At 56.5% G+C, this 12,641-nt stretch carries 11 protein-coding genes; 5 read left to right on the forward strand and 6 right to left on the reverse strand.

Features of this window, described 5'->3' with window-relative positions:
* The first annotated feature begins 201 nt into the window (after positions 1-201).
* On the forward strand, positions 202-474 hold the full coding sequence (locus tag VM163_10385; GenBank protein ID HUT04285.1) for a hypothetical protein: 273 nt from the start codon (positions 202-204) through the stop codon (positions 472-474).
* Positions 475-554: 80 nt separating this feature from the next.
* Here the strand turns inward: VM163_10385 and VM163_10390 are convergent, their stop codons facing one another.
* The 4 genes from VM163_10390 to VM163_10405 all read right to left on the reverse strand — a co-directional run bounded on the left by VM163_10390 (position 555) and on the right by VM163_10405 (position 6,457).
* Positions 555-1,931 (reverse strand): nodulation protein NfeD, encoded by a 1,377-nt coding sequence (locus tag VM163_10390; protein HUT04286.1) that lies wholly within the window; start codon positions 1,929-1,931, stop codon positions 555-557.
* A gap of 70 nt (positions 1,932-2,001) precedes the next feature.
* A complete protein-coding gene (locus VM163_10395) occupies positions 2,002-3,420 on the reverse strand; it encodes a DUF4139 domain-containing protein (GenBank protein ID HUT04287.1) in 1,419 nt (472 codons plus the stop codon).
* A 109-nt stretch (positions 3,421-3,529) separates the two neighbouring features.
* Positions 3,530-4,918 (reverse strand): GAF domain-containing sensor histidine kinase, encoded by a 1,389-nt coding sequence (locus tag VM163_10400; GenBank protein HUT04288.1) that lies wholly within the window; start codon positions 4,916-4,918, stop codon positions 3,530-3,532.
* A 150-nt stretch (positions 4,919-5,068) separates the two neighbouring features.
* Positions 5,069-6,457 carry a GAF domain-containing sensor histidine kinase gene (locus VM163_10405; protein HUT04289.1) on the reverse strand — a complete coding sequence of 463 codons (1,389 nt, stop codon included), beginning with the start codon at positions 6,455-6,457 and terminating at the stop codon, positions 5,069-5,071.
* 509 nt (positions 6,458-6,966) lie between these two features.
* Between VM163_10405 and cobO the strand changes: the two genes are divergently transcribed.
* The 4 genes from cobO (at position 6,967) to VM163_10425 (ending at position 10,472) form a co-directional block, all read left to right on the forward strand.
* On the forward strand, positions 6,967-7,482 hold the full coding sequence (cobO, locus tag VM163_10410; GenBank protein HUT04290.1) for a cob(I)yrinic acid a,c-diamide adenosyltransferase: 516 nt from the start codon (positions 6,967-6,969) through the stop codon (positions 7,480-7,482).
* A gap of 89 nt (positions 7,483-7,571) precedes the next feature.
* Entirely contained in the window at positions 7,572-8,246 is a 675-nt protein-coding gene (locus VM163_10415; protein ID HUT04291.1) for a hypothetical protein, read from the forward strand.
* A gap of 11 nt (positions 8,247-8,257) precedes the next feature.
* Positions 8,258-9,364, forward strand: a complete 1,107-nt coding sequence (locus VM163_10420; protein HUT04292.1) for a class I SAM-dependent methyltransferase — start codon at positions 8,258-8,260, stop codon at positions 9,362-9,364.
* 100 nt (positions 9,365-9,464) lie between these two features.
* Positions 9,465-10,472 (forward strand): NDP-sugar synthase, encoded by a 1,008-nt coding sequence (locus tag VM163_10425; GenBank protein ID HUT04293.1) that lies wholly within the window; start codon positions 9,465-9,467, stop codon positions 10,470-10,472.
* A gap of 93 nt (positions 10,473-10,565) precedes the next feature.
* Here VM163_10425 and VM163_10430 read toward each other — a convergent pair whose 3' ends face one another.
* Together VM163_10430 and VM163_10435 are read right to left on the reverse strand one after the other, a co-directional pair.
* On the reverse strand, positions 10,566-11,831 hold the full coding sequence (locus VM163_10430) for an SO_0444 family Cu/Zn efflux transporter (protein ID HUT04294.1): 1,266 nt from the start codon (positions 11,829-11,831) through the stop codon (positions 10,566-10,568).
* Positions 11,824-12,639, reverse strand: coding sequence for a TIGR02757 family protein (locus VM163_10435; protein ID HUT04295.1), 816 nt, complete (start codon positions 12,637-12,639; stop codon positions 11,824-11,826). Before VM163_10435 ends, VM163_10430 begins: the two co-directional genes overlap by 8 nt.
* Positions 12,640-12,641: the final 2 nt, after the last annotated feature.

Below are 12,641 nucleotides of genomic sequence, written 5' to 3' on the forward strand. Positions count from 1 at the left end.
CCCCCGCCGCGTCAAGCCGCGGCGCTCCAAAGCGGTGTCAAGCCACCGCACTCCAAACCACCTGCTGGGTGCAACAAGGCCAGGTGGGCAGCTTGCTGCCGTCCTGAAAACGTGCTATGTTTCATAAAAACATCGCAAAAAAATCGCAGGACTGCGCAAAGCTAAAGACGGGACGGCCATGAGAATAAGAAGGAGCGAGCAATGAGCGAGGGGAAACGATCGATAGGTATCTTCTTGATAGTAGCGATGAGTGTGCTTCTGCTGTGGTCTATCGCGGGCTTCGGCAAACCTTTGTTCCATCAGGACGTAAACGCGATCGATCTGCGGCAAGTCTGTCGATGTCTGTCTAACATACGGAATGACGTCCGAGACATAGAACGTCGATGTAAAGACCGAGAATCCAAACGTGCGCTTCAGCACTTGGGGACGCATATACGCGAGCTGGAGGACGCGGTGCAAAAGGGGACACACTGACCATCGTTTTAGCGAGAGTGCAGCGAAATGCCGCTCGGCTGCCAGTAAGCGGGTGCGTGCTACTTGAGTAAAATGCGGGATTAAGCCTTTTCGACCTTGACTTTCAGTCCCTGAACCGAGACGACCTTCACGGACGTTCCGAGCTCCAACGCCTCGTCGGCAGAAGCGTTCCAGAGTTCACCTTCAACGAAGACCTTGCCCTCCGCTTGGGGTGTGATCGCGACCTTCACAGTTCCGACGGCGCCAATAAGGCCCTTTGCACCTGTGGATGGTTTCCGCCTGTGCGCCCTGAAAGCTAGCGTGGCGAGAAAAACGACAAGGCCAGCGGTGAAGAGCGCAACCGGGAGTATATATGTCAGAGAGATATGCAGGCCTGTCTGTGGCTCCGAGATTAGCATGGTCGAGCCTAGAACCAGACAGACGATTCCCCCGACAGTAAGCATACCATAGCTCACAACCTTGACCTCCGCTATGAACAATCCGATTCCAATGAGGATTAGTATCAGGCCAGCGTAGTTGACCGGCAGCATCTGAAACGCGAAGAAGGCAGTGATGAGACAGATCACGCCAATCACACCGGGGTATATCGCCCCGGGATGCATCAGCTCGAACATGATGCCGTAAATGCCAATCATCAGCAGGATATAGGCGATGTTGGGATTCGCGATGGTGCTGAGCACTCTGTCCCGCCAGGAAGGCTCGAAGCGCTCCGCCACAGCGCCTTTTGTGTGTAGAACGACCGTCTTGGGCGTGTCCAGCCTCACCTTGCGACCGTCCAACTTCTGCATCAGGTCCCCAAGATTCTCGGCAACGATGTCGATCATGTTCTTCTTCAGCGCCTCGCTCTCAGTTATCGACTTGGATTGCCTGATCGATTCCTCTGCCCACTTGAGGTCCCTGCCCCTCTTCTCGGCGAGGCTTCTAGCGTAGGCGGCGAGATCGTTCTCAACCTTCGCGGCCATAGTTTTGTCCATCTTCTGGCCGCCGCCTGCAACAGGATGCGCGGCTCCCATGTTTGTGCCTGGGCTCATAGCTGCGACGTGCGAGGCGAGAAGGATTATGCTGCCTGCCGACGCTGCATGAGCTCCTTGAGGTGCCACGAAGACAACTACGGGCACGCTGCTTGCCAAGATATGCTTAATGATGTCCTTTGTCGGGCCGAGACCGCCACCGGGCGTATCCAGCATGATGATGACGCATTCGGCGCCTCGCTTTGCCGCCTTGTCGATCCCCCTCTTGATGTAAGCAGATGTGGCGGGATTGATCGTGTCCGACACGGTGAGAACAACCACAATGGGTGGTTTAGCCACTACCGCCGTGGTCGTCCCGACAGACCCGGCTGTCGCAACCGACGCGACCGTGGCGCTGGTAGGCGACTCGGTGCTGTCGGAGCCGGCCAAAAGAACGCTACCGACTAGAATTAACCATAATGATATAACTGCTGGAAATCTCTTCATTCTCTCCGTCGCCCTCCTGTGAGAACTACCACCCGCATTAAGAGCCTCTGCACTACTCTTCAGACATCAATCAATAGCGCCTACTAACCCTAACTGAGAACTGTATCGTCTTCTCCTCATTGGCTCCGACATCGAGCTTGAACTCGACTCGGTTGGCTGTTACCCGCTCATAATCGGCGCTCGATTCGAGCATCTTCCAGTCTCCCGGTATTCTCTCTCCGACGATTACCGTGATCGCCTTCTCCTTGCGGTTGGAGACAGAAACCGAGAACGAGGCCTCCTCGCCCTCTCGGCCAAGAGAGTGAGAACTTGTCCGTTTCTGCTCGGCCACCACATCAAACGCTTTGCCGACTTGAAGCTCGAACCTCTCCCCTTGGGGCACGTTGCCGATACTATCCTCACCAATGAGGAGCAGCAGCCCTTTCAATCTTTGACACACCCTAACCTTGCCTTGCGGAAGAGGCATGCCCAGCCCGGATGCCTCATTGTTCTCGATTCGCAAGACGATCTTGGCCGATTCCCTCTCAGGCTCAGCGCGGCCAGAATTATAGGACCAATCAAACTGGTATCTCTTTGATAATCGACATCGATCGGCTGAGATGAATCCGACCTGCTTCTGCTGGTCGCGCTCGAGCGTTACTGGCCCTGGAAGGGCATAGACGTGGTACTCGAATGCCTGCTGCGGAGCGATCTGAGCGCCTGGCATGGGGGACCCTGCCATCTTCAGCGCCTGCATCTCCGGCCGAGGGACCTCGTCCCGGCTCAGATTCACAGAACCAGCTACAACGCTAACCCTCGCATCCTGATACGAGGAGCCACTCCAGTTCGCGATGGAAATCAGTCCTCGCAGCGACATCGAACTCTCGTCCTCGCTGATCGTCGCCGTGTAAAAACCTTTCCAGGATATGCCGGACGCAAGATAGGTTAGCTCTACCGTGTGCTTCCCCCGATTCCTCGCCTCAATAACACACGAGAGCACCGGCCTCTCAGAAAGGCCTTTGGGAACTCCCGGCAGAAGCACAGAGCCCTGATAACCGATGAGCACTTGGCCCTCGATCTCATATATCCCAGGCGCTAGCAGCCGTCCCTTGGTCCTCCGCTCCTTCTCTATCAGAACGACATCCTTGCCAATCGAGTCTCTTAACAGACTATCAGTGGTTATGCCGGCCTTCTTGTAGTTCTGCTCAACGACACTGAACGACTGCTCGCGCCCCATCGACAGAAGCTGAACCGAAGTCGCGTCGATGGTGCCCGGCACGTCCGCAAAGACCAAAATCGACCTCCCCTTCGGCAGCTCAACCCGCCTCGTCTCGGACACAAGCGCCCGGTCGTCATAAATGGTGAGTCTTACCGCTTCCCTGTCTTTGGCGGTGGAGTTGACGGTTTGCAGCGTCTCGGCATCCGTCGTGGCAGAAACAAGCACGATTGCGACGAGGCCTAAGAGTAATAGCCTAAACGGCCTGCGCAGGCGTTCGGCGTCGTTTGCCATGCCTGCCCTGCACCGCGATGGCAAAGATGATTCACTCGTTTGGTTCATTCGACTACATACACCCGGTTTTCATTTATAGCTGCGAAAGTTAACTGTCAACGCTCAGAGCTCACCGAACCCTCACGGGGAGGCGCAACGTGATCTTGGTCGAGAACTGCGACTCTTCGGGGCCCGTGTCCTCCACAACTAGACTGCCTCCGTTTCTCATGGCAATGGCGTAACATTCCGAAAGCCCCAGGCCCGTGCCGAAGCCCTCAGGTTTAGTAGTGTAGAAGAGATCGAAAATGTGCTCCCGCAACTGCTTCGGTATCCCTCTGCCGTTGTCCAAAAAGGATGCCGTTACAGATTCCTTATCACCGGCAACGCTTGTCTTAATGAGCACAAGTCGAGGCACATCTTTGGCCTTGCCCTCGCTCGCATAATAGATCGCATTCCACAGCAGCTCTCTCAATAACATGTTGATCTCCCGCGGCCGGCACTCAACGTCGGGCAGCTCGCCGGGCCGGGTCTTGACCGAAACATCAGCATCCTCAATGTCGGTTGAGCACATTTTGATGACCATTTCAATGTCGCTGTTGAGGTTGGTGAATTGAACCGGCTCCTGGTCCAGTCTCACGAAATTACGTATCCTCCGCACTATCTCCTCGATACCGCCCGTGCCCTCGAGGATGCCGTCAACAGACAGCCGAATGCCCTCTTCCAGGAGATAACGTAGCTCGTCTGTGTCAACCTCGTCGCCTCGAAGGAGTGCTGCCGCCATCTTTCGAAGCTCACCGATGTCCTCAGGCAAGGACTCCGCCCCACCCTTGACCTTGGCGAGCTCGTTGTTCACCTCGTGCGCAATGCCCCTCGCAAGATGCTTCATAGAAACCATCTTGCGGTCCTGAAGGTCCTGCAAGCGCTGCTCCAACATCTCGACCAGCCGCCTGTTCTGCTCAGAAAGCGATGAAAGCCGCGCGATATACTGCGCGTTCTGAAGCGCGAGCGCGGCCTGAACACTCAAAACCGCAAGATGCTTCACATCCTCCTCAGTGAAGGCCCCGTCCCTCTTGTTTAGGACCTGAAGCACGCCCACTCGCTTGCCATCTGACAGCTCAAGCGGCATGCAGAGCATCGAGCGCGTTATGAACCCTGTCTCCGCGTCAACCCTCGGGTTGAACCGCTCGTCAGTGTGCACGTCGGGAATCCGAACGGTCTCCCCGGTCTTGGCAACATGGCCTGCTATTCCCTCTCCTATCTTGAGCCTGATCGCACCAACGTCATCGCCCTGAGCGACGCGGGACCATACCTCGCCCTCTGCGTCGTCTATCACGTAAAGCGTGCTTCGCTCTGCCTCAAGTGAGCGCGTCGCAACATCGACAATGGTCTGAAGAACTCCATCAACGCCGAGACAGCTGTGAAGCCGCTGGTTGATCTCAATCAGCTCCTCCAGCCGTGCCACTTCCTTGCGCAGTTGCCTCAGCTCTTCGTCTTCTCTAGTTTGGCCTTTAGCGGTCATGCTAGTCCCCGCATGGTCTCCAACGATACGGTCTTTAGGCTGATACTACTCCCGTAGCGTCGGACGTCAATAAACGTTCATGCTCTATCCGCCAAAAGTAGCAACCCAGAATCGCGAACGGCCGCGGCCGCCAGTCCAAGAGATGGACAATCACTCACGTCGAGTAGGGAGGCGCAGCACCATCCTTGTGCTGTAATCCTTGGCGTCCTCTTTCAAAAGCTCCTCAACCGACAGCGTCCCACCGTTTCTCTTGACCACTGCATAGCACTCGGAAAGCCCAAGCCCATATCCTGAGCCCTCCGGCTTAGTCGTGTAGAAAAGGTCGAATATGTTCTCCCAAGCATCTCTCGATATCCCGGGACCGCTGTCAAGGAAGGACGTCTCAACCAGCTTGCCGTCATCAACAACGTCCGTGCGGATCAGCACGCGTCCTGGTTCAGGCGCCGCCTTGCCCTCGCTGGCGTAGTAGATCGCGTTGCGCAGAAGCTCGCGGAGTACCATGTTGAGCTCGGACGGTCTGCACTCGACCTTTGGCAGCGCGCTCAGACGCTTCTGGACCGTGACACCTGCCTCCTTAATGTCGCTGGAACATACCTTGATGACGTTCTCGATATCCTCGTTGAGGTCAGTGAACTGAACCGGTCCCTGGTCAAGTCTGACGAATCCCCTTATTCTCTTGACTATCTCGGCGATTCCTTCGCTCCCCTCCATGATTCCGCCAAGAGGCGCGGGAAGCCCCTCCTCGACGAGATATCCGAGCTCTTCCGTGTCAACCTCCTCGCCCTTTATGATAGCGCTCAGAGTACCCCTCAGGTCCTCAACGCTCTGCTCAAGAGATTGCGCACCGCCCTGGATCTTGGCGAGCATATTGTTGACCTCGTGCGCGATCCCGCGCGCCAGGTTCTGCATCGAGATCATCTTGAGGTCCTGAAGATCGTGCAGCCGCCTCTCCAATACCTCGACCAGGTCCTGATTCCGCCTTGAAAGAGCAGACAGGCTAGCGGCGTGTTGAGCATTTTGAAGAGAAAGCGCCGCCTGAACACAGAGGGCCGACAGATATTCCTCGTCATCCTGCGTGAAGACCCCAGACCTCTTGTTCATAACCTGAATCACGCCCACTCGCCTGCCAGCGTGGTCTTCGAGCGGCATGCAGAGCATCGACCGGGTCCGGAAGCCGGTCCTAGCATCAACGCCTGAATTGAATCTCTCATCGCTGTGAGCGTCGGCGATGTTGACGGTTTCTCCTGTCTTGGCAACGTAGCCTGCGATGCCATCACCGACCTTGAGCCTTATCTCCCGCACATTCTCACCTTGCACAATCCGAGACCATAGCTCACCACTTTCGGCGTCAACTACATAAAGGGTGCCCCGCTCCGCATCGAGGCTCCGCATCGCAACGTCAACTATCGTTGAGAGAACTTGGTCAACGTCGAGGCTTTCGTGCAACCTCTGATTGATCTCAACCAACGTCCGAAGCCGAGCATTCTCCTTCGCGAGGTTCGGCTCGCCTCGGCTAGCAGCATTCTTAGAACTTCCCACTATCGTCTCCCATGGTGAATTATTCTAGTCCATGATACCTCAACTGCTTGTCGATCAACAACTGCTGTTCGGCCGCCCCGATAATCAGATTGGTCGTTTCTGAAGCTGGCTGCCACGTAGGCACGGGAGTTCATGTCGACGGCCGAGTTGCTGGCTCTTTCAGCTAACGGGTGCGAACGAGGGGTGCAGGCTGTAATCCCCGAGAGGGGATACCGTGGGTAGCCGTGCGTGCAACGCAACGGGGAGGGGGATTGTGGCGTTATTCGCACCGTCAGGCTACGCCTGCGGCTACCCATGGTCTGCCCTTCGGGCACGAGCTTCTGCCCTCCATCCGCGAGGCAGCCGCAACGTTCCCCGCTCCAATCTGATTATTGGAAGCCGGAAGGTCTGGTTTGTAGGGTAGAGGTGTCCGGCTTTACAAAGCACGGAAGGCGTGTCAATTTTGACGTGGCGGCGCAGATGAGTGAACAAATCACTTATGCACACACCTATTGTCGCAGGGAGGGTCAATGAGAGGTTACGTTCAGGTCTATACGGGGAACGGCAAGGGCAAGACGACAGCAGCTCTGGGCCTCGCCCTCAGGGCAGCCGGCGCCGGGCTCAAGGTCTTCATTGCGCAGTTCGTCAAGGGCATGCACTCCAGCGAGCTTGACGCCCTGAAGCGATTGTCGGACTTGATCACGGTCAAGCAGTTTGGCCGAGGGGTGCTCATTTACGACGAGCCGAACGAGGCGGACGTGCAGGCGGCGCAGAAGGGCCTTTCGGAGATCAAGAGTTGCATCGCATCTGGCGAGTATCAGCTCGTCATCCTGGACGAGGCGAACATCGCGACGTATTTAAGAATGTTCTCGGTCGAGGACCTGTTGTCTGTGATCGACGGCAAGCCCGACGACGTGGAGCTAGTGATCACTGGCCGCAAGGCCGATCCAAGGGTGATTGAGCGGGCAGACCTCGTAACCGAGATGGTAGAGGTGAAGCACTATTATCAAAAGGGGGTCGAGGCGCGAAAGGGGATTGAGAAATAAGATGAGATGTCCCGAATTACGTACTTGATTGGGAATGTCCGATAGGAGTACATTGAGCAGGCTGTCTGAATCCATTTGGGGTAACTGTCATGTCGTCAGAGCGAATCTTGGTCGTGCCTCGCGACGTTTTGGAGCGGACCGTGGCCCATTTGCGGCCGCCGGCATCAATGCAGGCTGGCCCTGAACAGGAGGTGCTCTCCCGCTCCAGCAAGCCTGTTCTAGAGCCTTTCGGCAACACCGAGGTTGCGTGGGAAGTGCTAAAGGCTATGTCCGGTTCTTATCGGTTTGTTGAGCGTGATGATGCCGAAAACGACCCGTCGCTGAAACAGATTATCCCCTACGTCATCATCAGATACGGGACTAGTGTCCTGCTAATGAGGCGCCTTCACAGCCAATCGGAGAGTCGGCTCTGGGACAAGCTATCCCTCGGTATCGGCGGGCATGTGAATCCGGAGGATGGGCCGGCGGACTTCTTCGACGCTTTCTTGTCAGGCATGGAACGTGAGCTACACGAGGAGCTCTACATCTCGAACAAGTATGCCTGTCGGCTCGTTGGATGCATTAACGATGACACAACCGATGTCGGAAGAGTCCATTTCGGCATTGTGTTTCAGGCGCTCTTTTCAAACAACAGCGTTCGGATTCGCGAGACATCCAAAATGACCGGCAACTTCATCGAGATTAAGGAGCTCGCCTCAATCCACCCGCAAATGGAATCGTGGTCGCAAATAGTGTTCGACCATTTCCTCTCCAGGCTGGTCTGATTCGGGTCTCGATGAGCCAGGACGCAGGGCCCGGCTCAAGCGCCCTGACCTTCGAGAAGGGCGCATGCTGTCTCTGCGGTCGAGAAGATGGTGAAGTGGTCGTGAGGGGGAACGACCCAGCTCTCGGCAGTAATTCGCCGGAGTTTGCATTCATCAGGTGCCCCGACTGTGGCATTCTGTTTCTCGAGCCCAAGCCAACAGCCGAGAGCATTGACCTTCTGTATCCAGACCAATACTACGCGAGGGATTTCCGGGCGATTCGCCAGGCCGCTATGCACAAGCCTTCCCGTCTGAAGCAGCGGCTTCAGGCTTGCATACTGCGCAGCTATGGCCTGATTCAGAAACCCGAAGCCGAAAAACACAAGAGTAGCTCGCATCGGGCCCCGACAAAACCACTTGCGGCTCTCTGGGACTTTGTGTGCAAAACCTCCGTCTTCCCGCTTGCTGTTCGACAGAGCTCGCTTCTCAGAACCCTAGTCTATAACCGCCGGCTCTTCCAATTCCGCCGAAAGCCTGCCCGCGTGCTCGAGGTGGGGTTCGGCAACGGTCTCTTGCTGGACGCTCTCTCGCACCTTGACACGGAGCTTTTCGGGACAGAAATCTCGCCCGAAGCGTGCAAGGTGCTGGCCGCAACCCTCGGTGTTCACACGTTCTGCGGGCAGCTCTGGGAAGCCAATTATGAGGACAACCAGTTCGATCTTGTCATATTCTCGCACTCACTCGAACACCTTGCCGATCCCATGCGCGCCCTGCGCGAGGCGCGAAGGATAATCGCTCCCCAGGGGGCGGTTGTGATCAGCGTGCCCAACCCAAATTCACTCTCAGCGAGAACGTTCAAAGAGCACTGGACTGGTTACGATTTTCCCAGACATCTCTTCCTGTTTGGCTCCGATGCACTGTCCATGATGGCCGAAAAAGTAGGTTTGAGGCTCCAGACACTTCATTTCCCAATGGAAGCCAGCCTGCACCATCTCGCCGAATCAATTAACTCGCGCCTCGGCCTGCGCCTCATCCCTGACGTTGCGTCCAGAACGCTCATCACTCAGCTTTTATACCTGCCGATCATTGTGTTCAAGGCAGGAGATATCCTAACTGCTTGTTTTAGCGCCAAAAAATGACGATGCGCTTCAAATCCAGCGGCAGCGCCAAGCAGAGCCGAGGTCCTAGACCTTCAAAATCCGCTCTCCGACACTGGACGCCACAGCGAGGCACAATTCAATGAAGGCGATGTTGTTCTGTGCGGGCGTTGGGTCGCGGCTGTTACCGATCACAGAGACCGTCCCCAAACCGATGGTGGATTTCTTTGGCAAGCCGTTAGTGGACTACACATTATCCCAGCTTGCGGATTGGGGCATAGATGAAATCGTGGTGAACCTGTTCCACAGGCCCATGACCATCAAGCGGCACATCTTGTCTCGCTGGCGGAGCAAGTTTGGCCTACACTTCTCAAAGGAGCAGGAGCTGCTCGGGACTGGCGGCGGCCTGAAGAGGGCGGAGCGGCTCCTCGGTGACGAGACTTTCCTGGCCGTCAATAGCGATTTTGTTCTCGATCCGTCAATAGATATGGAACACGTGGTCCAGATGCACTCAAAGAGAGCCGCCGCCGCAACGCTGCTCCTTGCCCAGCGCAAATCGCAGAAGTACACGCCGATCCAGACCGATGCTGAGGGCCGCATCTCGATGCTGGGGGGGCTGTTCGGCACTGCTGACGGCGAGCGCCCGTCCTACGTGTTTTGCGGCCTGCACATACTCGAGGCAGCCATCTTCGAGTACCTATGTTCTGGCCGGCCGGACACGGTGATGTCGGCGAACGTCAAGATGCTGCGCACAGGGCTGCTCGTTCAGGGATTCGTGCATAACGGCTACTGGCAAGAGTTGGGGGATAAAGAGGGCTACCTACAGGCGCATTTCGACGTTCTTGACGGCTCAAGCCCGCTTCGGCGAGCGGTCGAGATGGCCGGCAACTACGCGATTATCAAACACAATGACCAAGCGGAAACCATGGAGAAGCTCGGCATCGATGTGTCTAGCGGGGCGAAGATCGAGCCTCCCGTTGCGCTTGGTGCGTCTTGCTCAATCGGCAAAGGCGCATCGGTTGGGCCCTACGTAATCGTGGGCGAGGGCGCCAGCGTGGGCCGCGGAGCAAAGATCACGCGATCGGTCGTCTGGCGAGGCGCCAAGATAGCTCCCGACGCAGTCCTTGCCAACGAGATAGTCCCATCCTAGCCCCTCGGCGTTCTCCTGCTATCCGGCGTCGCGTAGGAAGCCCCTGGTTGCGTTACGCATCCCGTCCATTACCCGATCGCTAGCGACAGGACGTCAAGATGACGGCTCCGCGCTCACAGCGCAGCCGTAGCCAAGCTCCTGCACGGCCTTGCAGAGCGTCTCGGCATCGAGGTCTTTGCCATCAATAAGCGCCTTGCCAGTCCTGAGATTCACGTCAACCGTCTCGACTCCGGCGACTTCTTTCAACGCCCGCGTTACAGCCGCAACGCAGTGGCTACAAGTCATTCCCGTAACGTTCAGTACCAGCATTCTCTCCTCCTTGTCTTTGGGGATTGGTTCATGATGAACGTGTCTGCTTGCGTATTTTGACCAGGCAAGCACCGCCAGAAGGACTATGGCGCTCGCAGACCTGAGCTGCGGCGGCAGCATCCAGGGCATGTAGGGCTCCACGGTTTGGGATGTGGAAGTGTAGATCGCATCGAGGATTGTCCCGAACAACAGGGCACATCCAGCTGTAGTGAGAAGGTAGATAACCGCGACCCTGCGTCCCATAACCTTCCAAACAGTAGCGATTGTGGCAACGTTCGTCGCAGGTCCTGTCATAAGAAAAACAAACGCAGCACCGGGAGAAACACCTATCGCAATCAGCGCCGCGGCAATAGGCACGGAGGCCGTAGCGCATACATAGATCGGTATCCCAACGGCCATCAGCAGCAGCTTGCCTAGAAAACCTCTGCCAAGCGATTCGGCAAAGAAATTCTGCGGTATGAGTGCCGAGATGAGCGCAGCAGCCACAAGGCCGAAGAAGAGCGGCTTTGCGATGTCCCCGGCCAAGGTTACAAAACCGTATTTGAACACCTGCGCCAGTTTCTTGCCCTTGGGATGCACCATGCAGGCCCCGGTTGCGCACGTGCATTCGGTGCTCTCTTGAACCTCCTCCCCGTCCTTCTCGTGAAGTGATACAAGCGAGCCGCCAATGAAGCCCGTCAGAAGTGCCGCTATCGGCCTGAATACGGCGAAGACTGGCCCAAGAAGGCTGAACGTAACGAAGATGCTGTCAACGCCCGTCTGAGGCGTAGAAAGCAGAAAAGCGGTCGTGGCGCCTTTGCTTGCCCCCTGTCTTCTTAATGAGGCGGAGACAGGAATGACGCCGCAGGAGCACAGCGGCAGTGGAACCCCGAAAAGCGACGCCTTGATAACTGGCAAGAGGCCCTTTCCGCCCAGATGACGACGCACAACATCCGCCGAGATATAAACTGACAGCACCCCAGCCACGAGAAAGCCAAACAACAGGTAGGGCGACATCTCACCAAGCACGCCCCAGAACTCAGATAATACATCAGTGATGATATCAAGCATGAGCCTCATCTCCGCGCCGCCGACATTCCTCGAGGAAGGATTCGGGATCGGCATCCTCCCTTATGCCAAGCCTCGTCATGGCGAAATCGTATCGCACGGGGTCGTCGGGTGCAAAACCTCTCAGCGCTTCCGTAATCTCTAGGGCGCAGCGAATACCTGGGCTCTTTCTGTCTGTCAAGCGCAGCGCAAGCCCCATTCTGTGTATATGTGTATCCAGAGGCACGACCAGTCTCGAGGCTTCGACATTCTGCCATCCACCGGGATCGACATTGTCCTGCCGCACCATCCAACGAAGGAAAAGGTTCAGACGTTTGCACGCGCTGCCAAGCCTCGGCGATGGGAGAAGGCTGTTGGAAACGTCTCTTTGGCTGCGAGCGAGTCTGAGCTCGTCAACGAACCTCTCAAGCGCCGGCATCACAGTGTCATCACCGTCCTTCAGTCCAGCCCCAAAGCATTCGCGCAAGGAACCATAACACCTTACCACACGCCTCGTGGCAATGAGAAGCTTAACGAGCTCGCCCCCAGTGGTGAAACGGTGCTTGAATCCCGAAAACAATGACCGCAGGCCATCGCTCGACGTATCAAGCAAAAACTCGTAAGGCGACGGTCCCAACCGGTCGAGAACGCCGGAAACGCTCCTTAGAATCTGTGCGACCCTACCGTAGGCTAGTGACGATGCGATGAGCGCCACTATCTCGCGGTCGCGGAGGTCCCGGTAATCGTAGAGAAACTCAAGCGGGTCTGGATGAACGAACTCGCGTCTGTTGTATCTCGCGTATAGCCGTTCAAGCGTCTGCTTATCTACGATCT

The sequence above is a fragment of the bacterium genome (genome assembly GCA_035527515.1).
In the GTDB taxonomy this organism is placed as follows: Bacteria; B130-G9; B130-G9; order B130-G9; family B130-G9; genus B130-G9.

Coding starts and splice junctions, on each gene's coding strand:
- VM163_10385 (HUT04285.1), top strand. CDS start 202: ATGAGCGAGGGGAAACGATCGATAGGTATCTTCTTGATAGTAGCGATG.
- VM163_10390 (HUT04286.1), bottom strand. CDS start 1,931: ATGAAGAGATTTCCAGCAGTTATATCATTATGGTTAATTCTAGTCGGT.
- VM163_10395 (HUT04287.1), bottom strand. CDS start 3,420: ATGGCAAACGACGCCGAACGCCTGCGCAGGCCGTTTAGGCTATTACTC.
- VM163_10400 (HUT04288.1), bottom strand. CDS start 4,918: ATGACCGCTAAAGGCCAAACTAGAGAAGACGAAGAGCTGAGGCAACTG.
- cobO (HUT04290.1), top strand. CDS start 6,967: ATGAGAGGTTACGTTCAGGTCTATACGGGGAACGGCAAGGGCAAGACG.
- VM163_10415 (HUT04291.1), top strand. CDS start 7,572: ATGTCGTCAGAGCGAATCTTGGTCGTGCCTCGCGACGTTTTGGAGCGG.
- VM163_10420 (HUT04292.1), top strand. CDS start 8,258: ATGAGCCAGGACGCAGGGCCCGGCTCAAGCGCCCTGACCTTCGAGAAG.
- VM163_10425 (HUT04293.1), top strand. CDS start 9,465: ATGAAGGCGATGTTGTTCTGTGCGGGCGTTGGGTCGCGGCTGTTACCG.
- VM163_10430 (HUT04294.1), bottom strand. CDS start 11,831: ATGCTTGATATCATCACTGATGTATTATCTGAGTTCTGGGGCGTGCTT.